Origin of the sequence: Desulfobacca acetoxidans DSM 11109, from assembly GCF_000195295.1 — a bacterium.
GTDB lineage: Bacteria > Desulfobacterota > Desulfobaccia > Desulfobaccales > Desulfobaccaceae > Desulfobacca > Desulfobacca acetoxidans.
In genome coordinates this window covers 505,313-526,446 of record NC_015388.1, presented here as the reverse complement: position 1 = coordinate 526,446, position 21,134 = coordinate 505,313, and the positions used below count along the sequence as shown (strand labels likewise).

Sequence of the window (21,134 nt, the reverse complement as noted above, 5' to 3'; positions counted from 1 at the left end):
ATCAAGGAGTTGTTATTTATGGTTAAGACACTTGTAGCCATTGAAGTGGACCTAGCCTCCAGCTTTGCCATCCGATTTGCCTGCCAGTTGGGCAACCTGATTCGGATGGAGATCCACCCGATCTACGTGAAATTTCCCTCTGCCGAATTTCCCATAACCGGTGTCGGTTGGGTGCGCTATAGCTGGGAAAGGGAGGTCGTGGAAAAAGGCCGGATTGAAATTCAGGAGATGCTCTCTGCAGAGACTGACTCCTGCCCGCTCATGCAGGAACCCCGGGTAATCTATGGCGACCGGGAAATCGAACTTCTCCACGTCATTGAGCAGGAACCCTTTGATCTATACATTGAGGGAGCGCCTTATCCTTTTACCCCGGCCACAATTTATAAGCGTTGGCATACTAAATTTTACCAGCGTTTGATCTGCCCCTTGATCTGGCTTCGGAGCGTTCGAAAAATTGATCAGGTGGTGGCAGTGTGCTTACATCCCGAGGGCCTCAAGGTCCTGGTCGAGGCTCTGAAAAGACTTTTTGTCGGAAGCCCTCTCCCCCTGAATCTGGCCTATGCCAAAAGCGGTGGGGGAGGAGACGATATGTTGCCTATGGTCCAGAAAGCTGTAGCAGATCTGAAGGCCCAAGGCTGCCAGGCGGCAGTGGGAATCGCCTTTACTCCGGGGGAGGGCGGACCTCCTCCGGAACTTTCCAAAACCTCCGGGTTAGTGGCCGTAGCTCTAGGCAGAGGGACTAGAAAAGACTCTCCCCCACTTTCCTGGCTGCCGCAGATAAGCAACCCGCTGTTACTGGTTCAGCTTTAACGATGAAACAACTAACCGGGCCGTCACAATAAGGCTTTAGAAAGGATGGGAGCGGTATGAAAATCCTGTTTGCCGGTGATGAACACCCATACAGCGCTTATGCCCTTAAAGAGGTAATCCGGCTGGCCCGGAACACTTGGGCAGACGTCACGATGTTGGCCGTGGCGCCGGGAGATAAAGGGGTTCCTAAGTCTGATCATCTTCTTATCCAGGCCCTGCAGGGGTATCGGGAGCATTTTTTAAAAAGTTCGGAGGCTGAAGGCTCACCTTATGCCCGGAAAGAGTGGCGTTATGAGTGGCTTCCCTTAAAAAACGGGGTTTGGGAGGAGCTCCTGGTCTGCCGGGGTGACAAAAGGGACGTCCGGGTCTGTTTCCGGGTCGGGAATATCGTTCAGGAAATCGTGGCAGAAGCAAAGGATGAGGAAACCGACCTGATCATTGTGGGCTGCACCAAGGGACGGGAATGTATCTGGCAGGACGCGGCCGCAGTGCCCCAAAAGGTGGTAAACGATGCCGATTGTTCGGTGCTCCTCGTAAAAGAAGAACAGCCTCTCAATCGCATCCTGGCCTGTCTCGACCAGAGTTATATCAGTCAGGAATCGCTGGAGATGATCAACCAGATAGCCACGATTCATCAGGCGGAGGTAGAGTTGGTCGGACTGAGCCAATCTGGTGATATGAAAAAGGATGTTTACCGGCGGCTCATTGAGATCGGCGACTATTATGAGGACCGCCAGATCAAGGTCTCTACTAAGCTTACGGATATCGGGGATTTTGAAAGTTTTGTCTCCGATGAATTGCAGCAAGACCTGTTGGCTCTCTGGATGGGGCGTAAATCCCTGCTGGACCGGGTCTTCCCGCGGGATTGGGTGGGGCGTTTTGTCAGTAAGTGTCAAACCTCAGTGCTGGTCATGCGCTAAAGGAACCTGTCTGACTATCGCTAGTTTTTCTTTTTGGTTATGAGGTGATACCATGAAAATTCTCGTTGCTGTGGACCAGAGCGAAGAGTCGCAGGAGGCCCTGCGCTGCACCTGCCACCTGCTGGAACACTTTGAGGCTAAAGTAGACGCCCTTTACGTTCAGCCCGATGTAGTGGAGATGGTGGCCGATAGTTCCTATGCGCCGTTCGCCACTAAAGCTGATGTGGAACAAGCGGTTGCGGCCGAGGCCGAAAAGGTATTGGATACGATTCTGGAGTCGTGCGAAATCTGCATGGGTGGCAAGATTCCCTGCACGCCTCAGATCGCCGTCGGCGACCCGACCGAGGAAATTCTCAATTTTGCCGAAAAGGGCCGCTATGAGCTTATCGTCTTGGGGGCCCACGGACGTTCTTCGCTCCGGGGATTCCTATTGGGGACGGTCCATAGCAAGATTCTGCACCACGCCCTGCAACCGGTGCTGATCCTGAGAAATTTCCGTCCTATTCAAAAGATCCTCGTGGCTTACCGTGGTTCCCAGTGCGATCAGGGAGCGTTGCAGTTTATTGCCCCTCTCTTTGCCAAACAGAAGCCGGAAATTACTATCATGCACGTGCAGGAAACCGAACTAGGGGAGAGCGAGGAGTTTGCCCAGGCCTGCGTGCTTACCGGGGAAGACACCCTGCGGGAGTGGGGCTACACCCCGATCAAGAAGGTGGCCAAAGGCGACTTTGTGGACGAAATTTTAAAGGCTGTTGCAGTGCAGCGGTATGATCTGCTGGTCCTGGGCGCTTATGGCCATCAACGTCCCAAGTACCTCAAAATCATCAGTGACGAGGCCCTTAATCTGGTGCGCCTGACTACGCGTCCGGTACTGGTATATAGAGATTATGGCAGTAAGATGATTTCACCAGCATAATTTGCCGGATATTGAATATTCGCAATACATCAGGTAATACTTCAGCTATCTGAGATAATAGATCAGGAACATGGTTGGCGGTGCCCACCCTACAGCACTACAGCATCGACAGACCCATCTGTAGGGGCGAATCTTGTATTCGACCCAAGCAACTGAAGTGTTACGGTGGTGCAGGCTTTCCAGCCGGTACGCTGATGCACAGGCCAGGAGGCCTATGCCACCAATTATTCTTTCATATTTCGTTGTGTTCTTGAGAACATGAGCACTTGTATTTGTCCCAAACAACTGAAGTGTTACTACATCAGTTATCTGAGAGAATAGATCAAGGAATGATGGGTAGTGCCCACTGTACATTTAAAGACCTCGATTTCTCGATAATTGCCATTGGCTGTAAGTCACCTGCGAACCATGAAAATTGGTGTCGGGGCATTTTAGAAGGCGGGATGCGCTCCACTTTGGCTTACGCCGATCTGAGATTCCCGCCCTTGACACTGTAGTACCGATAGGTCCATCCGATAGGGGCGAGGCTTGTATGCGCCTCAAACGGGAAACAGGACTCAAAAAAGGGAATCAGTAGGCCTCAGGGTGGGCCAGCGTTTGAGGTAGACCAACAGAATAGCAATGGCTGCCGGAGTGACTCCGGAGATGCGGGCGGCCTGACCCAGGGATAGGGGCCGGATGTCTTTGAGTTTCTGCCTGACTTCATTGGAGAGGCCAGGGATGGCGTCGTAATCGAAGTCCTGAGGAAGGCGTTTTTTCTCCAGGTGGACAAATTGCTTAACCGCTTCAAGTTGCCGGTTAATATAGCCCTCGTACTTATGTCGGATTTCCACCTGTTCCAGGATGGCCGCTGGGGCCCCGGGGACCTCGCCAGCCAGGGTGTAGAGCGTGGGCAGATCGAGTTCGGGCCGTTTCAGAAGTTTTAAAAATGGCGTCGGCTCTTTGAGCTCGCTGGAGCTTCGGGAACGCAGGGCTTGATTGACCTCGGGCAGGGGAAAAAGTCTTTTTCCAGCCAGTCTGGCTTCCTCTTCGGCCAGGAGCCGTTTTTTTTCCTGTAAAGCCTCCAGTGCCTGTCTATCTACAAGACCTAACGCAGCTCCGATTTCTGTAAGTCTCAGGTCGGCGTTGTCCTCGCGGAGCAGGAGACGGTATTCGGCGCGAGAGGTGAACATCCGGTACGGCTCGCGGGTGCCTTTGGTAACTAAATCATCCACCAATACGGCCATATAGGCTTGGGAACGATCGAGCAGGAAAGGCGGTCGGCCGAGAATCTGGCAGGCGGCGTTGACTCCGGCCCAGAGGCCCTGAGCGGCGGCTTCCTCATACCCGGAGGTGCCGTTGATCTGTCCGGCCAGAAACAGACCGCGGATGGCTTTGGTTTCGAGGGTGGGGAGGAGTTGGGTGGGATAGACATAATCATACTCAATAGCATAGGCCGGCCGCATGACTTCGGCAGCCTCCAGGCCGGGAACGCTGCGAAAGAGTTGGAGCTGGATTTCCACCGGCAGGCAGTTGCCCAGACCCTTGGCATAGATTTCCACCGTATCCAGGCCTTCCGGTTCCAGGGTAACCTGGTGGGAGGTCTTCTCGGGAAAGCGCATGACCTTGTCTTCCAGGGAAGGACAGTAACGGGCGCTGATGCCTTTGATGACGCCGCTGTAGAGGGGTGAATGCCGAATATTATCTCTGACCCAGCGATGCGTGGTGCCATTGGTGTGAGTAACGAAACAGGAGATTTGAGGTCGGTCTACCCGGGTGCTGCGCCAGGAGAAATGATAGGGTCGATCGCTCCCCTCGAGGCGATCCATTCCTGAAAAATCAATACTGGAGGCGCGCAACCGGGGTGGAGTTCCGGTCTTCATGCGTCCCAGGCGGAAACCCAATTCCTGGAGATTGGCGGCCAATTTAGTAGAGGCAAATTCACCGGCTCGGCCAGCCGGAGTTTGATGCGGGCCGATGTGGATAAGACCGTTTAAAAAGGTGCCGGTGGTAATGAGTACGGCCCTGGCGCGGTAGCAGAAACCGTAGGATTCCTGGACGCCTACGATGCGACCATCTTCGGTCAGAAGGCGATCCACCATGGCTTCCCGGATATGGACAAGCGGCTCTTTTTCAAGATGAGCCTTCATGGCCAGACGATAAGCCTGCTTGTCGCATTGAATGCGGGTGCCTCGGACTGCCGGGCCTTTTGAAGTATTCAGCAGCCGGAATTGAATGCCGGTCTGATCCGCCAGGTAGCCGATAACCCCCCCCAAGGCATCAATCTCTTTGACCAGATGACCCTTGGCAAGCCCACCGACAGCGGGGTTGCAGGCCATATGGGCGATGGTGTCCAGATTAAGGTTAAATATCAAGACCTTAAGACCCATACGGGCTGCTGCCAAAGCACCCTCACAGCCGGCATGGCCGGCGCCGATGACAATTAGATCATATGATTCGGGATGGAAAGCCACGGATGATTGAGTTATGGGCCCGGCGGTCAGCAGGTTGTCCCCAGCTTACATTTCGGTGCTGCCGAACAGGTTCTCATCAGAAAAATACGAATGGTCATTTTTTCAATAGTATCCACAAACCATGAAAACATCTTTCGGTAGCGCCGGCTTCCAGCCAGGGTAGAATTTTTTTATACAATCGAAAGTCGGAACTTGAAACTCAAAAAATATTTTCTCGGAAATGCCGGAACCGGAAACTTTATTTCCTGACTGACCGACATTATTAGGTTGAAATGAAACAGGTTATAGTTTAAACATAAAAACTGTTGATGTGGATCTATTGTCGGGGGGATCCCCTGCATCTTTACACGAGGAGAGAAACCTATGAGCGGGCAGCATCGTACTTTTGAGACCTTCGAACCCAAGGGTGAAATAGCAGTGGTTGAACGGCCGGATAGACTGATAAAGCTAGTCTTCTATCCGCAAGGCGGCCAATCCATGGAACTTGTAATGGAAAAACAAAAAGCGTTTGATCTGGCTATGGATATGCTGCAACACCTCTATCGTCTGGGCGAAGCCTAAACTAAACTGTGTGCCGACTAAATCCGGGAGGAGGGCGCAGTTATTGCCAGTCTACCTCCCGGAGTAGTTCGATGAATTCCGTTGATTCGATATATGCCTTCACTGATTCCTGGTAATTAAGCCAGTTCTGCCAGACATCCAGCCATTCCTGGTTGTGCCAATAATAGGGGCTTGGCTCACCACTCTCCTTGATTCTGATAAACTCCTCATATTCCTCCTGACAGCCGACGCAAAAGCGGTAAGGGCTTTTGTGGCGCTTGTACAGATCCTGGGTTTCAAACTGCACCCCGCACATGGCGCACCGGGCCAGGCAGCGTTTGCACTGCAGGAATTTGCGGATAAATTCGAGTTTCTTAGCCTTGTCTATCTTAGCCTTCTTTTTTTGTTCCTGTTGCAGGCGGTATTCGATATCAATGACCTTGCTCATCTCTGTAAGTCCTTACAATAAATAAAAACAGCCGATAATTCCTTTTCAATATAACCATGATCCAGGAATCCGTCAATCCCGCTTCACCCCCCAGCAAGGGACTGATGACAAACAATTAATGTTAGCGCCCCCTTGTCATTATTCCGTTCTCCTCCTTCATATTAAAGTTATTTTTTATATCCTTAAATTAAACTTTCGGATAATTATGCCGATTATTAATTATTCCTTTGGGAAAATTATTGTAACAGTGATATAATGAAAAAAACTATTCCCCATGCTAAGCATATGGAAAAGCATCACAGTTGCCTCACTACTCGGGCAGTGATCGAGTTTTTTCAGGAAAATTATCCTGAGGAAGTGGTGCGGCTGTTTGAGGGACTGGGCTCAGAAATAGACGCCTTGCCAGACCCGTTGGAATTTTTGACTGAGGTTAATAATTGGGTCTCCAGCGATGTCGTCCTCCGGATGTTTGAGAATGCCAAGAAAATTTCCGGAGATGATGATGTGGTTTATAAAATAGGCTATGAATCTGCAGCCCGGAAAAAGTTTAGTTATATCCAACGGATTTTACTCTTTGCCTATAAAAATCCGCGCCGTAGCCTAAAACGCGCCCAAGCCATCAACGATAAGTTCAACCGCACCAAAAGCGTCGAAGTTGTTCAAACCACGCGCGACAGCGCCGTCATCCGCTTACATTGGTTTAAAAATATCCCGACCTCGAGGGATTTCTGCCGTTTCAATCAGGGAATTTACCGCGGTTTTCCTACGGTCTGGAACCTGCCTCCAGCTCAGGTAATCGAAACCAAATGCTTTTTCGATGGTGATGAATACTGTGAATACCACACCAAGTGGGAGATGAAATTCTCCTGGCGCAAAAAATTAGCCGAAATATTTATCCCCTGGCAAGCACTGCGTTTCAGTATTGAGGAGATGGAGCAGGACAAAGAAAAACTGCGCCAGAACCTGGACGAGGTGCACAATCTCTATATCCAGCTTCAGGAAAAAAATCTGGAGCTGGAGCAGAAAAATATCAAGTTGAGGGAAAATTCCGAACTACTGCGCCAAAGCTTGCAAGAGGTCAATAATCTTAATATCCAGCTCCAGGAAGCGAACCTGAAATTAGGAGAGAGGAACATCCAGTTGAAGGAAAAGATCAATCAACTGGAGTGCCTCCAGGAAACCGGCACCACTATTTTATCCATCATCAATCCGGAAGAACTTTTTCAGGTGACCCTGCGGATGCTGGTGAATTTCGGTCAGTTGGACCGGGCCGGGATATTTTTGTTGGACGAAAAATCTCAATTTCTGCACTTTGCCTATGCCGTCGGGGTTGGAGAGCAGATGCTGCAAAAACTTAAAAACTACCAGATTCCTCTTTATAAAGTGGACAATTTGATTGCCCGGGTCGCCATGACCGGCCAATCGGTGTTAGTGGATGACGTGGCTCAGAGCAAGCTAAACCCCAATAACCCGATCTTACAATTATTCCGTCCCAAGACCTTCATTGCGGCTCCACTTACCGTCCGCAGCAAGGTAAAGGGTGTGCTTTTGGCTGACAGGGTGGCCTCCGACTCCAAGATCACCGCCAGTGACAAGGATTTTGTGGTGAGCTTTGCCAATCAGATTGCCATAGCGTTGGATAATGCCAACCTCTTCCGTCAGATCGAACTCTCCGAGCGCCGTTATCGGGAGGTGTGGGAGAATGCCCTTGTCGGTATCTGGATGCTTGATGAATTGGGCATCATCCGTTCCGTCAACCAGCGCATGCAAGAAATTTGCGGGTATGCCGATCAAACCGGTCGTCATATGTATGACTTTTTTGATCCCGACAATCAGAAGCAGTTGCAGCATATCATCACTCAGAACCGAGAAGGACGGGCTATCCAAGAAGAGCTGGAAATCACCTCCAGAAACCGCGGTCAGGTGGCAGTGTTGATGAGCTCGGTTCCCAATATCGATGAAAACGGCCTTTACCTCGGTTCAGATATCATGTTCATCGATATCAGTGAAAAGAGAAGCATGGAGAAACAACTCCATCAGGCTCAAAAAATGGAGGCCATCGGTACCCTGGCTGGCGGCATTGCCCACGATTTCAACAACGTCTTGATGGCGGTGATGGCATATACCGAGGATGCCATGCAAGATGTGCCGGATGATTCGGTATTGCGCTATAAATTAGGCCGAGCGCTCCAGTCCGGCCGCCGGGCCGCGGATTTGGTCAAACAGATTCTGACCTTCAGCCGGCCGCAGAAACACGAGCGCCAACCTATCCGTTTAAGTCCGATCGTTACCGAAAGCCTGAAGATGCTGCGGGCCACCCTGCCATCTACCATCATCATCCAACAGGAAGTTGACCATAATACCGATGCCATCCTTGGAGATGCGACCCAGATGCATCAGGTACTGCTCAATCTGTGTACTAACTCAGCCCACGCCATGCGCGAAAAAGGTGGCATCTTAAAGATTGCCTTGAAAAATACGCATCTGGACGAAGCCGCAGCCGCCAAGTGGCAGAATGCCGCTGCCGGCTCGTACGTTCAACTTACGGTCAAGGACAATGGCGTGGGCATGGATCGCCAGATACAGGAGAGAATCTTCGAACCCTTCTATACTACGAAAAAGCCAGGGGAGGGAACCGGTATGGGCCTGTCCGTCGTGCACGGGATCGTTAAAGCCCACGGTGGCGATATCTCTTTGGAAAGCTCTCCGGGACAGGGAACCACCTTTCACCTGCTCTTTCCCATTTATATCTCCTCCGAGCGGGAAGTTACGGCCGAACCGGTTGAAGTTACCAAGATACCTCGGGGACGCGAAAGGATTCTTTTCGTGGATGACGAAACCACCCTGATGGAAATCGTCAAACTCATGCTCGAACGCCTCGGTTATGAAGTGGTGGCTAAATCAAGCAGTTTGGAAGCCCTGGAGACGTTCAAGTCGCAACCCGATGCTTTTGACCTCATCATTGCCGACCAAACAATGCCTCACATTACTGGCGTTGCCCTGGCCCATGAAATAAATCGCATCCGCCCCGACCTTCCTTTCATCCTTTGCACCGGCATGATCGATAGTTCGAAGTTAGAGCCGGAAAAAGCCGCCAGCATCCGGCAGGTTCTCACCAAACCGGTATCTCTCAACGAATTGGCCCGAGTAGTGCGGCACACCCTGGACACGAAGTCGGTCTCCCTGCATTAGCCCCTTTCTTTCAGCTTGCATCGAACATACCCGGTTCGCGGGCAAGAAAGTCTGAACTACCGGCAAACGATTTTCATGGTTTGCGGTTTATAGCGATTGCCCACAGTCCTCATGTTCTCAGGAAAACAACGAAGCATGAAAACAGATTCGGAATAAATAAATATTTGGAAACCCCGGCGGCGCTGTGGGCCTCATGAGGTTGGAAATAGGGATGGAGAAATTGGCTAGGTTAAATAAAAAGGGGTTGAGATTGTATCTAACCCCCTGATTGAAGATTGTCAATGAAAATTGACCCCTTTGGTCATCGAAAACTGACCCCCCTGGTTAGCAGAAAAGTTGCTGTTAACGAGGGCCAGCCTTGGCCGGGGTAGACTTATTGGTGCCATGAGGGGCGGATTCGGCCTGCCCCGCAAACGCTTGGTGCCGGCAGGCCGAAGCCGCTTTGGCCGGCCGGCGGCTGGCAAGGCCGCCTATCTCTCGGGTAGACTTTATCCTTGATCTAAAAAACATCTAAAGGAGGCAATAGATATTCACTGGTGGGGTAACGGGAATACTAATTGTCGTTGACAAGAAAAAATAGTTGACGCTGATCAGTTTGAGGTTAGTCACGCTTGGCAGGGTTATCATTATGTTGGTTGATTTAAACATCACTTGCCTTGATCAAAAAGTCTTCGAGATCCCGATAAGCTGAAGATAAGGTCTGCATGCATATTGAAACCGGAAAAAATAATGTTTGGGTGCGGCATCAACAGTAGATATTCATTTCACCAGAGATTACTCATTTGAGAAAAATGAAGATGCTGGGATAGTTAATCGAAAAGAAGGGGGAAGGATTCGTCTTCGGCCCCTAGAATGGTGGTTACGGCCTCTTGCCCAATTCATAAGTACTTTAGGATGTCTCCGGCTTATGAAATGCCGCAATAGTAAAACCGCGCTCCATAAAATGCCTGTCAAAGGTGTAAGCCGTAGGGACCCCCCCAAGCCTCCATAATCTCAAAACTGAGACAGTCGGTGAGGCTGACGCTGCGTTTCTTTTCGACCTGAAGTCGTTGTACGGCCCTGGAGTGCCAGCCCGCGTCCGCCCAGACAACCTCAAGCAGCGGCATGATTTTGTGGTTGAAGTCCCACACAGATTCCAGGCTAACCCGCCGTTGCAACAGCGTCAAAGTCTCGAGCAGCACGTAAGAGCTGGTCAGAAGCTGAGTATGGTTTGCCATAAAATATTCGAAATTGGCTTTGGCGCGCCCATGCATGTCATCATCATGAACCAGAAGTGCGAACAGGGCGGAAGTATCCGCAAAGACCATCATGCTCCAAACTCCTCTTCGAGATAGCGGTCATGATTGACGGAGAGGTCGTGCATCCCGGCTTGGTATTTTCCCACTACGGACATGGCCTGGCGGTAAAGGGTACGGTGCTTCGGCTGCTGTTTCGCCAGATATTGGTCCAGTGCTTTGCGAATAATGGCCGCAATGGACTCGTTGCCTTCGTGTGCCAATTCTTTTAATTGCGCCGCCTGTTCCTCAGTTAATTGAATCTGAGTGCGGACCATACTACCTCCTATAAATAGCATGTTATCATTTTAATACATTATGATAACAATACCATCATGTCAATATGAAAGGTTGTGTTATCAATAGAGGAATATCACCCACCCGCCATCACAGTTCAGGAAACATTTGTCTCTTTTCTGAAGATTCTTCTCTAACAAAATGAGGAAGCTTTGCTTGCCACATAACTTGCCACTTCCGGAAATTATCTTTGAAGCGGGAAATATTCAAGATAAGATTTGAATATTCAAACCGGCAGCCGGGTCGGGTATTATCAGGATAGGCCAACCTTCATTGTCTCGGGGGGGATAACTGCTACTAAGTTATTTTTTCTTCTGATCGTGGAACCTTGGTTAATTTGATTACCAGACGGAGGGCTTCATTGACAGCTTCGTCGTTTGGAAACGCTTTGGCCACATCCCCATCCAACAAGACAATATTCGTTTCTTCTTGATACCGGCCAGCGTATTTGCCTTGAGTGCCGCTTTTAAGTAATTTTCCCAAGTCGTATTCTGGGCGAAGGTCGTCACTTTTTCCTTCTGTTAATTTCTTCTTCATAAGCTTTTCGCTCCACTTTGGTAAGTTCTCGAGAGCTAATGATGCGAATCTGGTCAACGCGCTCCGTATGGGCAACCATAAGAAGTCGGCCGATAGTGGAAAACCCAACGATCACAAAACGATCTTCTTCCTCGGAATGATCAGGATCATAAAAAGTAATGCTTAGGGGGTCCCGAAACACAGTAGCGGCCTCTTTAAAAGAAACACGGTGCTTTTTTTGATTTGCTTTCTCTTTTGCTGGATCCCATTCAAACCTGAGCATATGTCGTGAGGCCGAACTAGATTTTTAATTTCAATCATTCACATAGTATGAATATAGGAAAATTTGGTCTGAAAAGCAAGAATATGAGATTTTCCTAAGTTACATTCAAAAGAACCGCATATCTTGCCACTTCCGGAAATTATCTTTGAAGCGGGAAATATTCAAGATAGGATTTGAATATTCAAACCGGCATCCAGGCCGGGAATAGATTCAATAGGGACGGGGTAGTATTTTCTGGTTCCCTCGGGATTAACCGAGCGCGGCTAACCCCTTGCGCTCGATAAGATCGAGAAGCCGTTGCGCCGGGCCGCTTGGCTTCTTCTGGCCCTGTTCCCACTGCTGGAACGTAGTCTTGCCAGTGCCTATGATCGCGGCAAACACGGCCTGGCTGACATGATTCGCCAAGCGGATACGGCGGATATCCTCAGGCCGGAACTCCCGCTTAGGTGGCAAGCAGAGCGCCTTAACCTGGCGCATGGTAATTTCGCCCATGGCCCCGGCCCTAAACAAGTCTTGCGCCATATCATTGGCAATATCCAAAATTTCACTCATGGTGCTGTACCTCAACAATGGAACCTTCCTTGTTTGGAAACGCATTGGCCACATCCCCATCCAACAAGACAATATTGGTTCCTTCTTGATAGCGGCCAGCATATTTGCTTAAAACATTTTCCCTTGTAACATTTATCGTCAGGCCAATTCATGGCTATTCTGACAAGACGATATGGGCCGAGCGTCCCTTGTCCACCAGCCGTACCATGCCTTCGGCTTCCAAACCTTTGATTAAGCGATACACTTGGAGGCGATGGAAACCGGAGAAACGTCTAATCTCAGCATTGGTAAGCCGGCCGCGTTCTTTCAAAAGAGCTATTATTCGCAATCGCACCGCTTCCTCGTCCAAAGGCAGTTCCGCATCCACTGCGGCTCGGCCTCGGAGGCGATCCGCCAGTTCCCGCCGCAATTCATAACTAGCCCCACGCCCCCGGCCGCGGACTGCCAGATACCCGCGCTGACGCAAGCTGGCCAGGCGTTCGGCAGCTTCTTCTTCGGTCAGTTGCAAAACTTGGGCGGCCCGCCAACGATCTAGGAGGGAAAAGCGCAGAAAGGCTCGTAAAATCAAGAGGTCGTCCAATTCCAGGGGCCGCTCCCGGCGCTCTTCTTGTGCCACAAACATAGCGAACCCAGAATTCGTAGCCAAGGGCATTGTAAGGCGTACATGCACCTCGTCCGCGGTGTAGCGAGGGACATCTTTTCCCAGGCGCAATAGCTCCTCATAAATGCGGTCCACTCCCAGGCCCACTCGGTTCACTAATCCCACAGAATGAAGGGCACGGGCCAGTAATTCGTTTCGGTGCGCCGGTGGGTGCCGGAGAATATTGTCTGGGTTGATGCCAGCGATAAACCCTCCGGGACTAGTTATCTCCAGTCGGTCTTTGTAAAGCTCTACCATTACTCCCTGGCGTTGGAAATAGTCCCGGTGTGTTACAGCGTTAAGGACCGCTTCCCTGGCTACTTCCCAGGTAAAATCAGGGAACTCCAACTGCCCAAACCCCTCTTCTTGGACGGTGCGAATGCGGTTGTTGATGGACACTAGTTGTTCCATCTCCCGAAGCACGGCCAAGAGCGGACCCTTAAGGTCTCGTCGCTGGTCGTAGCGGGTGCGCTGTCGGTACCTAAGAAAAGTGACCTCGTGCTGAGGCACATACTGCTTCAAAGGTTCGGCCTTTCCCAAGAGCAAAAGTCCCGCCAGGGTGACCCCTTGGTCCGTTATCAAACCTAAGGCTTCCAGCAAAGGACGGTCCCCTAAACGGACAAGATCGGCGCTCTGGGCCTCCCGACGGATAATCTGACGGAGCTCGGCCATCTCCTTTGGGTCCAGGTCTTCTTCGCCAACGTCGGCCACGATCTCTTGGGTAGGGTCCACCTGGCCTCCCGCAGCCAGCATCTGAGCCATAAGGCGGCCGGTGAGCGGTTGGCAATCCTTGCCAATGCGGACCTTGGCAACGCCATCGCTGGTGGTGTGTGGGGGTAAACCTCGTGGCACATGCACCAAGAGGAGTGTACCTTCGGGCTCTGTAAGTTCCTCGATCTCCACCAGGATGTGGGGGTCGGTGCCGCCATATATTGCCCGCTTGAGTCCGAAGATGTCGTAGCGGCCCACCCCCTGTATAGCCTCCCGCCTGGTTCTAACTCTGTCTCTGACACCCAGGACAACGGTGCCTCCCCGGGCGTTGGCCAGGCACACCACCGCTTCGCGAAGGAGACGATGCAAGGTCTTCAGGTCGCCCTCCCAGGGCTTAAACTCGAGGCTCTCGTCTTCCAGAGCATCGGCAGGCTCTCCATCCAGGCGCTTCAACAAGATACGGATTTCTGCTTTCGATCGCATGATCACAAGATACCAGAAGAAATGAGAACTTACAATAATAATATATTTTATTAAATGTTTATTATACATTTAGGTTGCAATGAACGATTCATTTCATCTTAGGAATTTCGAGGGAGTGGCACAATCACGCAGGTGAGGAATGCACCAACTCTATCCGGCCGTCAGGTCCAAACAAACGGTGGTGGCATGTTGCTGCGAGCGCAAAATTTGGCAAACTGCAACCGCGCCATGGTGGCCTCGGTCACTTTGAAGATGACCTGGCCTGCATGCCGCACAATCTTGGCAGCCACGTCGATAACCTGACGCCGCAGGGTGGTGGTGTAGGATTCCAAGGGCACCACCTCTCGACAGACATCCTCTGGGCTTTGGTAGTGAGTATTCAGGCTAATGTGTGGGATAGAATGAGGGGGAAGAATAAAAGAGAGGTTAGCTTAGATTGCTAACCCCCTTGATATTCATGGCGGGGACGACGAGACTCGAACTCGCGACCTCCGGCGTGACAGGCCGGCGTTCTAACCAACTGAACTACGCCCCCGATTAGGCTGACTTTTTTCTGCAAGGTTGGTAGGCGGAACAGGGTTCGAACCTGTGACCCCCGGCTTGTAAGGCCGATGCTCTCCCAGCTGAGCTATCCGCCCGCCTCTGCGTAAGTTTTAATGGTATATCAAACGACCCCATGGTTTGTCAAGCTTAGTGCTTGCTTAATTCACCCGTGATCTTAACCTTGCCTAGTGGGCATGAATCTCGTGGTCACCGGGGGTCTCGGCCGCAGCCGGCAGAAAGGCCGGGGACGGCATCTGATCGGCGTCTGGCCTGGGCTTGAATAAAGTCTCAGGTTTTTCGAGGACCAGGGCCCGCAACAATACTTCATCCATGTGCTCCACCGGAATGACCTCGACGGCCTTGAGAATCCGGGGTGGAATATCTTTCAGATCCTTTTCGTTATCCTTCGGAATAAGTACGGTTTTGATCTGTCCCCGGTGGGCGGCGATGATCTTTTCCTTTAGTCCGCCGATAGGTAGTACTCGTCCGCGCAGAGTTATTTCGCCGGTCATGGCGATATCCCGATGCACCGGAATCTTGAGCAGGGCCGAAACCAGAGTAGTGGCCAGAGTGATGCCGGCCGAGGGACCGTCTTTGGGTATGGCCCCTTCGGGAATGTGGATATGAATATCCACCCGCCGGTAGAAGTCCAGGGGCAGTCCGAGATCGCTGGCTCGAGAGCGGACATAGCTCATAGCGGCCTGGGCCGATTCCTGCATCACTTCGCCCAGCTTGCCGGTAATGATAAGTTTCCCGCGGCCGGGGAGGATAACTACCTCGGTCAGAAGGAGTTCACCGCCGAATTCGGTCCAAGCCAACCCGGTGGTGAGACCCACTTCGTCTTTTTCCTCGCTGCGGCCGAAGCGAAATTTAGGTACACCCAGGTATTTGGAGACGGTTTGACTAGAAACCCGGACTTTATGTTCCAACCCCTCTTTAGCTACTTCCCGCGCCACCTTTCGGCAGATGCCGGCAATCTCCCGCTCCAGATTCCGTACTCCGGCTTCCCGAGTGTATTGGCGGATGACGTTCAGGATAGCGTTTTCGGAAAATTCGATATTCTCCGGGGTCAAGCCATTAGCCTGCCGCTGCTTCGGAATTAAAAATAACTGCGCAATATTGAGCTTCTCCACTTCGGTATAACCCGGAATGCGGATAATCTCCATCCGGTCCTGCAGCGGCAGTGGAATAGAATAGAGGGTATTGGCCGTAGTGATGAACATGACTTCGGAGAGATCATAGTCCATGTCCAGATAATGATCGTTGAAGGCGTTGTTCTGTTCCGGATCCAAGACCTCCAGCAGGGCGGCGGAGGGGTCACCCCGGAAATCGGTGCTCATTTTGTCCACTTCGTCCAGACAGAAGACCGGATTGTTTGTTTTAGCCTTGCGCAAGGACTGGATAATCTTGCCGGGTAGAGCGCCGATATACGTCCGCCGGTGACCGCGGATCTCGGCTTCGTCCCGGACGCCGCCCAAAGAGAGCCGCACAAAATTGCGCCCCAAGGCCCGAGCCACGGACTTGGCCAGCGACGTTTTGCCCACACCCGGTGGACCCACCAGACAGAGGATTGGCCCTTTCATTTTTTTCACCAGGCTCTGGACCGCCAGATACTCCAGGATACGCTCCTTGGGTTTCTCCAAGCCATAGTGGTCTTCATTGAGAATCCGCTCGGCTTCGACGATGTCGAGCTTATCTTTGGTCTTCTCATACCAGGGAAGGGCCAGCACCCAATCGATGTAATTGCGTACCACCGTGGCTTCGGCCGACATGGGGCTCATGAGTTTCAGCTTCTTGAGCTCATGGCGCATCTTGGTGCTGGCTTCGGAACTCAGCCGCTTTCTTTTTATGCGTTTTTCAAGGTCCTGAATTTCACTGCGTAGATCGTCCTTCTCACCCATCTCCTTCTGGATGGCCCGGATCTGCTCGTTGAGATAGTATTCTTTCTGGGTCTTTTCCATCTGTTTCTTGACCCGGCTTTTAATACGACCTTCGATCTGCAGCACCTCAATTTCCCGCTGCATGACATAGAGGACTTTCTCCAGGCGTTTCACCGGATGGACGATCTCCAACAAGGGCTGTTTCTCTTCGATCTTAATGGCCAGATGGGAGGCGATGTTATCCGCCAACCAGCCCGGATCGGTGAGTGTGTTGATGGCCTGAAGGACTTCCTGGGGAATCTTTTTGTTTAACTTAATATATTGCTCGAATGACACCAGGTTCGTTCTCATGAGCGCCTCTACTTCGGTAGTGTGCTCATAAGATTCGACAATTTCCTCTACTTCAACGATGAAATAATTCGGGTTGCTCAGAAAATGACGGATTTCAGCCCGCTTCTTGCCTTCGATGAGGGCCTTCACCGTGCCGTCCGGCAGCCGCAAGAGCTGCAGAATATTCCCCAGAACACCAACCCGGTAGATGTCATTTTCACTCGGGTCATCTTTTTTGGCGTCTTTTTGGGTGCACAGCAGTATCAGACTGTCCTGTCCCATGGCGTGTTCCAAAGCGGCGATAGACCTCTCCCGACCGATGAACAATGGCACCATGATGTGAGGGAAGATGACAATGTCCCGCAGGGGCAGCAAAGGGACCATTTCAATCTCTTTTTTAAAGCCTTCCGTCGAGGATTTGGGCCGGTTCAATTTAAATATCATACGTTATTCGCTTCCTCCGGCGCGGCTAAGCGCTTTCAGCTTGAGGCTCAAAAATGAGAATTGGTTTATCGTGTTTCAAAATAACTTCCTCATTGATTAGGCACTCCCGGACATTTTTCATGCTGGGGATATCATACATGATATCCAACATTGCCTGTTCCAAAATCGCCCTGAGACCACGAGCTCCAGAGCGGCGCTTCAGGGCCTCGCGCGAGATAGCCGCCAAGGCTCCCTCGGTAAAGCGCAGATGTACCTGCTCCATCTCCAGCAGCTTCTGGTATTGTTTGACCAGGGCATTGCGTGGCTCCTTCAGGATGCGGACCAGGGCTTCTTCGTCCAGTTCCTCCAAGGTAGCGATTACCGGCAACCGACCGACAAACTCGGGGATGAGGCCGAACTTTAAGAGGTCCTGCGGTTGCACGAGGGCCAGGGTCTTGCCCTGTTTGCGGTGTACCCGGCTCTGAATGTCGGCTACGAAACCCATAGTCTTTTTCCCAATGCGGGTATTGATGATATCTTCCAAACCGTTGAAGGCACCGCCGCAGATGAAGAGAATGTTGGTGGTATCCACCTTGACGAATTCCTGCTGGGGATGTTTGCGGCCGCCTTTGGGAGGTACCGAAGCCATGGTGCCTTCGATAATCTTTAACAAGGCCTGCTGCACACCCTCTCCGGAAACATCCCGAGTAATCGATGGACTATCGCTTTTGCGGGCGATCTTGTCAATTTCATCGATGTACACTATTCCGCGAGTTGCCTTCTCAATGTCGTAATCAGCTACCTGCAGGAGATTCAAGATAATATTTTCAACGTCTTCACCCACATAGCCAGCCTCAGTCAAGGTAGTAGCGTCGGCGATGGTAAAAGGCACGTTGAGGATTCTAGCCAGGGTTTGGGCCAGCAAAGTCTTGCCGGAACCGGTGGGTCCGATCAGCAGGATATTGCTCTTGGTGAGCTCCACCCCGTCCATTTCCACCCTGGAGTTTATACGTTTGTAATGGTTGTAGACCGCTACCGACAGAATTTTTTTTGCCCGTTCCTGCCCTATGACATATTCATCGATCTGGTTTTTGATCTCTGCCGGATCCGGAATGGAAAGACGTGCGTTTTTGATTTCTTCTTTCTCATTTTCTTCGGCGATGATGTCATTGCACAGCTCAATGCATTCATCACAGATATACACGCTGGGGCCGGCGATCAATTTTTTGACGTCACTTTGCGACTTACCGCAAAAGGAACATAACAAATCTGAGTTCTTATCGCTTCCACGCTTGCTCATAAAGTATTCCTCCCAAACTCCGAGTGGTGCCCTTTAACCTGAGAGGCAACCTCCCGTGTCAAGTTTGGTTTACTGGGTGGCGTTCTCCTCATCCACCCTTCAACTAAAGGTTCGGCATGTTTCACGGTTTTCTTAAAACAGCCTCGAAAAGATTAAATTCCCAAATTCAAAGATAAGAACTGATCTCAAAAGTTCAAGCTCGAAAAATCGCCCATCGCTGTGATGCTCAGTGCCTACCATGGTTGGTCTGCCGTTGACGTATCATTCTTTCAGAGTTAACATCCGTGTCGTGATGACTTCATCTACCAGGCCATACTCTTTGGCCTGATCTCCAGACATGTAAAAATCCCTTTCCGTATCGGTATTGATCCGCTCTCTAGGCTGCCCCGTATGGCGGGCCAGAACTTCATTCAATTCCTCACGCAGCCGCAGGATTTCCCGGGCTTGAATTTCAACGTCCGTGGCCTGCCCCTGGAAGCCACCCAGGGGCTGGTGAATCAAAATGCGAGCGTGGGGTAAGGCAAAGCGCTTTCCCTTGGCGCCAGCAGCCAACAACAAAGCCGCCATGCTGGCCCCCAGACCCATGCACAACGTGGAAACCGGAGGTTTGATATATTGCATGGTATCATAAATCGCCAGTCCGGCGGTGACCAAGCCGCCGGGTGAGTTGATATAGAAATGAATGTCTTTATCCGGATCTTCGGACTCCAGGAAAAGCAACTGGGCCACGATGAGATTTGACACCTCATCATTTATGGCTGATCCTAAAAAGATAATGCGATCCCGCAGCAGGCGGGAGTAAATATCGTAGGCCCGCTCCCCTCGGCTGCTTTGTTCCACCACTATTGGTATCAAAGGCATGTTTAACTTTCCTTTTCCGCCGTTTCGGTCGCCGCCTCTGTCGGATTTGTGATACTGGCCTTGTCAATCAAAAACTCTATAGTTTTTTCGCCGCGTATCTGGCCCCTGAGGTCGTCGACCAACTCTTTTTCCTGATATATTTTTTTAACCATCTGCGGGGTATCGCCCGCCTGCTCGGCAATCCGCTGGTAACCGGTTTCCAGGTCTTCTTCTGTGACTATCAGACCTTCGCGGGCGGCAATTTTTTCTAAGATAAGATTGATCTTGGTCTGCTTCTCAGCAGCCTCCTGCGCCCGCTCCAATAATTTTTCCGGGTCTAGAGCGGCAACATTGAGACCTTGACGGTGTAACACGTTGAGTTGTTGCCGTACCGTCCGCTCCTGTTCCTGACGGACGAGAGAGGGAGGGGCATCTACAGGATTGCTCTCGAGGATCTGCTCCAGTGCCTGGCGCCGCAATTCTTCATAGCGTTGCTGCTCCCCGCGCCGCTGCAAATCTGCCTCCACCACCTGCCGCAGATCAGCTAGAGTAGAGAATCTTTCTGACAGTGACTGAGCCAGGGCGTCATCCAATTCAGGAATCTTAAGTTCCTTGATATCGATAATCCTGATCTTAAAATCCGCGGTCCGACCGGCTAATACCGGGTTGATAAAGTCAGCCGGGACTTCCAGGGGGAAGGCTGTCTCTTCACCTTTTTTCAGGCCAATCAGGTGAAGTTCAAACTCAGCCGGGAGTTTACCAGCCCCTATTTCCAGGTAGGCGTTGTCGCTGTTTCCACCTTCAATAGGCTTGCCCTCTGCAAAGGCTTTATAGTCGATGACAACAATATCCTTGTCCTGGATAGGACGATCTGCTGCAATCGGCTCCAAGGTTGCCTGCTGTTGCTGGATCTCATGCAAACGTTGTTCGACCATTTCCTCGGTTACCGCCACTTCGGGTGCGGTCAGGTTTAGGTTGAGATAATTTTCCGGCGTAAACTCAGGCGCCACCTCAAGTTCAATGCTGTACATATAATCATCACCGTGCACTATGGGCGGTAATTGATCCGGCGGCCGCAAGGCGACTGGCTTGAGATTGGCTTCTTGTAGCGCCTCATTAAGCGACTGGTGAAAGAGCTCCTGCGAAACTTCTTGTTCAATTTCTTTCCCATAGTAACGCTGTAGGATGGACCGGGGTGCCTTGCCGGGACGGAAGCCTTTGATCTTCGCTTTTCCACCCCATTTACGATAGGCTAAGTCCATCTGTTTATCCACCTTCTGTGAGGGCACGAGCACGGAAAGTTTGCGCTGCACCGGGCTGATTTCTTCTAATTCCACTTTCATAGAGAGCACCATGAGTTCCTATTTCTCAGTTTTCTTCTTCCGGCTTAGAAAAATTTCAGATGTCAATCGGTCGGATTTGTTTTCCGAAGCGCCGCCTTTTCCTGGTGCGAGAGGGGGGACTCGAACCCCCACGGTCGCCCGCTGGATCCTAAATCCAGTGCGTCTGCCTAATTCCGCCACTCTCGCGCTGTTATGGTAAGGTAATTTCTGCCAGCGTCGAAGTCAATCTGAATAATTCCAACCCAGAGATAATTCTATTTTATATTCATCATCTTATCAAGTCAAGGAGGCTGCAATGAAACTAATGGTATCATTCTATCCGACTTCGCCGCACTTTGTCAGAAGCGACCATATGAGTTGGAGGTTCCAAGATCAAATTGTTGTCAAGCGTAGGTTCTTATTGAAGGGCAAATCTTGTATTCGCTTTAGGCGAACCTCTT

General features: G+C 51.1%; 18 protein-coding genes and 3 tRNA genes. 5 read left to right on the top strand and 16 right to left on the bottom strand.

Features of this window, described 5'->3' with window-relative positions; translation table 11 throughout:
• The first annotated feature begins 18 nt into the window (after window positions 1-18).
• From DESAC_RS02160 to DESAC_RS02150, 3 genes are read left to right on the top strand one after another with little or no spacing between them, the layout of a single operon-like run.
• Window positions 19-810 (top strand): hypothetical protein, encoded by a 792-nt coding sequence (locus tag DESAC_RS02160; protein WP_013705434.1) that lies wholly within the window; start codon window positions 19-21, stop codon window positions 808-810.
• 56 nt (window positions 811-866) lie between these two features.
• Window positions 867-1,730: a universal stress protein gene (locus DESAC_RS02155; protein WP_013705433.1), complete on the top strand. Its 864-nt coding sequence runs from the start codon at window positions 867-869 to the stop codon at window positions 1,728-1,730.
• Window positions 1,731-1,782: 52 nt separating this feature from the next.
• Entirely contained in the window at window positions 1,783-2,646 is an 864-nt protein-coding gene (locus tag DESAC_RS02150; protein WP_013705432.1) for a universal stress protein, read from the top strand.
• A 557-nt stretch (window positions 2,647-3,203) separates the two neighbouring features.
• On the opposite strand, the gene mnmG is transcribed toward DESAC_RS02150, so the two are convergent.
• Entirely contained in the window at window positions 3,204-5,099 is a 1,896-nt protein-coding gene (gene mnmG, locus DESAC_RS02145) for a tRNA uridine-5-carboxymethylaminomethyl(34) synthesis enzyme MnmG (protein WP_013705430.1), read from the bottom strand.
• Window positions 5,100-5,462: 363 nt separating this feature from the next.
• On the opposite strand from mnmG, the gene DESAC_RS02140 reads away from it, so the two are divergent.
• Window positions 5,463-5,660: a hypothetical protein gene (locus tag DESAC_RS02140; RefSeq protein WP_013705429.1), complete on the top strand. Its 198-nt coding sequence runs from the start codon at window positions 5,463-5,465 to the stop codon at window positions 5,658-5,660.
• Between the two features lie 40 nt (window positions 5,661-5,700).
• On the opposite strand, the gene DESAC_RS02135 is transcribed toward DESAC_RS02140, so the two are convergent.
• Window positions 5,701-6,087: a hypothetical protein gene (locus tag DESAC_RS02135; RefSeq protein WP_013705428.1), complete on the bottom strand. Its 387-nt coding sequence runs from the start codon at window positions 6,085-6,087 to the stop codon at window positions 5,701-5,703.
• Between the two features lie 285 nt (window positions 6,088-6,372).
• Between DESAC_RS02135 and DESAC_RS14920 the strand changes: the two genes are divergently transcribed.
• Window positions 6,373-9,279 carry an ATP-binding protein gene (locus tag DESAC_RS14920; protein WP_169311489.1) on the top strand — a complete coding sequence of 969 codons (2,907 nt, stop codon included), beginning with the start codon at window positions 6,373-6,375 and terminating at the stop codon, window positions 9,277-9,279.
• Between the two features lie 950 nt (window positions 9,280-10,229).
• Here the strand turns inward: DESAC_RS14920 and DESAC_RS02125 are convergent.
• From DESAC_RS02125 to DESAC_RS02060, 14 genes are all read right to left on the bottom strand, one after another.
• Window positions 10,230-10,589, bottom strand: coding sequence for a type II toxin-antitoxin system VapC family toxin (locus tag DESAC_RS02125; RefSeq protein WP_013705426.1), 360 nt, complete (start codon window positions 10,587-10,589; stop codon window positions 10,230-10,232).
• Window positions 10,586-10,831: a ribbon-helix-helix domain-containing protein gene (locus DESAC_RS02120; protein WP_013705425.1), complete on the bottom strand. Its 246-nt coding sequence runs from the start codon at window positions 10,829-10,831 to the stop codon at window positions 10,586-10,588. The genes DESAC_RS02125 and DESAC_RS02120 overlap by 4 nt, the downstream gene beginning before the upstream one ends.
• Window positions 10,832-11,147: 316 nt before the next feature.
• A complete protein-coding gene (locus DESAC_RS02115) occupies window positions 11,148-11,387 on the bottom strand; it encodes a hypothetical protein (protein ID WP_013705424.1) in 240 nt (79 codons plus the stop codon).
• Entirely contained in the window at window positions 11,356-11,649 is a 294-nt protein-coding gene (locus DESAC_RS16910; RefSeq protein WP_013705423.1) for a BrnT family toxin, read from the bottom strand. Before DESAC_RS16910 ends, DESAC_RS02115 begins: the two co-directional genes overlap by 32 nt.
• Window positions 11,650-11,898: 249 nt before the next feature.
• Window positions 11,899-12,219, bottom strand: coding sequence for a helix-turn-helix domain-containing protein (locus tag DESAC_RS02105; RefSeq protein ID WP_218915702.1), 321 nt, complete (start codon window positions 12,217-12,219; stop codon window positions 11,899-11,901).
• Window positions 12,220-12,355: 136 nt separating this feature from the next.
• Entirely contained in the window at window positions 12,356-14,035 is a 1,680-nt protein-coding gene (locus tag DESAC_RS02100; protein ID WP_041284110.1) for an ATP-binding protein, read from the bottom strand.
• Window positions 14,036-14,196: 161 nt separating this feature from the next.
• Window positions 14,197-14,367, bottom strand: a complete 171-nt coding sequence (locus DESAC_RS02095) for a hypothetical protein (RefSeq protein WP_169311488.1) — start codon at window positions 14,365-14,367, stop codon at window positions 14,197-14,199.
• A 126-nt stretch (window positions 14,368-14,493) separates the two neighbouring features.
• Window positions 14,494-14,570, bottom strand: a tRNA-Asp gene (locus tag DESAC_RS02090).
• 27 nt (window positions 14,571-14,597) lie between these two features.
• A tRNA-Val gene (locus DESAC_RS02085) sits at window positions 14,598-14,673 on the bottom strand.
• 90 nt (window positions 14,674-14,763) lie between these two features.
• Complete coding sequence (gene lon / locus DESAC_RS02080) at window positions 14,764-17,232, bottom strand: endopeptidase La (RefSeq protein WP_013705420.1); 2,469 nt, start codon at window positions 17,230-17,232, stop codon at window positions 14,764-14,766.
• A 25-nt stretch (window positions 17,233-17,257) separates the two neighbouring features.
• Window positions 17,258-18,511 carry an ATP-dependent Clp protease ATP-binding subunit ClpX gene (gene clpX, locus DESAC_RS02075; protein WP_013705419.1) on the bottom strand — a complete coding sequence of 418 codons (1,254 nt, stop codon included), beginning with the start codon at window positions 18,509-18,511 and terminating at the stop codon, window positions 17,258-17,260.
• 261 nt (window positions 18,512-18,772) lie between these two features.
• On the bottom strand, window positions 18,773-19,372 hold the full coding sequence (gene clpP / locus DESAC_RS02070; RefSeq protein WP_013705418.1) for an ATP-dependent Clp endopeptidase proteolytic subunit ClpP: 600 nt from the start codon (window positions 19,370-19,372) through the stop codon (window positions 18,773-18,775).
• Between the two features lie 2 nt (window positions 19,373-19,374).
• Window positions 19,375-20,694 carry a trigger factor gene (tig, locus tag DESAC_RS02065; RefSeq protein WP_169311487.1) on the bottom strand — a complete coding sequence of 440 codons (1,320 nt, stop codon included), beginning with the start codon at window positions 20,692-20,694 and terminating at the stop codon, window positions 19,375-19,377.
• Between the two features lie 102 nt (window positions 20,695-20,796).
• A tRNA-Leu gene (locus DESAC_RS02060) sits at window positions 20,797-20,880 on the bottom strand.
• Between the last annotated feature and the right edge of the window lie 254 nt (window positions 20,881-21,134).

Coding starts and splice junctions, on each gene's coding strand:
- DESAC_RS02160 (WP_013705434.1), top strand. CDS start 19: ATGGTTAAGACACTTGTAGCCATTGAAGTGGACCTAGCCTCCAGCTTT.
- DESAC_RS02155 (WP_013705433.1), top strand. CDS start 867: ATGAAAATCCTGTTTGCCGGTGATGAACACCCATACAGCGCTTATGCC.
- DESAC_RS02150 (WP_013705432.1), top strand. CDS start 1,783: ATGAAAATTCTCGTTGCTGTGGACCAGAGCGAAGAGTCGCAGGAGGCC.
- DESAC_RS02140 (WP_013705429.1), top strand. CDS start 5,463: ATGAGCGGGCAGCATCGTACTTTTGAGACCTTCGAACCCAAGGGTGAA.
- DESAC_RS02135 (WP_013705428.1), bottom strand. CDS start 6,087: ATGAGCAAGGTCATTGATATCGAATACCGCCTGCAACAGGAACAAAAA.
- DESAC_RS14920 (WP_169311489.1), top strand. CDS start 6,373: ATGGAAAAGCATCACAGTTGCCTCACTACTCGGGCAGTGATCGAGTTT.
- DESAC_RS02125 (WP_013705426.1), bottom strand. CDS start 10,589: ATGATGGTCTTTGCGGATACTTCCGCCCTGTTCGCACTTCTGGTTCAT.
- DESAC_RS02120 (WP_013705425.1), bottom strand. CDS start 10,831: ATGGTCCGCACTCAGATTCAATTAACTGAGGAACAGGCGGCGCAATTA.
- DESAC_RS02115 (WP_013705424.1), bottom strand. CDS start 11,387: ATGAAGAAGAAATTAACAGAAGGAAAAAGTGACGACCTTCGCCCAGAA.
- DESAC_RS16910 (WP_013705423.1), bottom strand. CDS start 11,649: ATGCTCAGGTTTGAATGGGATCCAGCAAAAGAGAAAGCAAATCAAAAA.
- DESAC_RS02100 (WP_041284110.1), bottom strand. CDS start 14,035: ATGCGATCGAAAGCAGAAATCCGTATCTTGTTGAAGCGCCTGGATGGA.
- lon (WP_013705420.1), bottom strand. CDS start 17,232: ATGATATTTAAATTGAACCGGCCCAAATCCTCGACGGAAGGCTTTAAA.
- clpX (WP_013705419.1), bottom strand. CDS start 18,511: ATGAGCAAGCGTGGAAGCGATAAGAACTCAGATTTGTTATGTTCCTTT.
- clpP (WP_013705418.1), bottom strand. CDS start 19,372: ATGCCTTTGATACCAATAGTGGTGGAACAAAGCAGCCGAGGGGAGCGG.
- tig (WP_169311487.1), bottom strand. CDS start 20,694: ATGAAAGTGGAATTAGAAGAAATCAGCCCGGTGCAGCGCAAACTTTCC.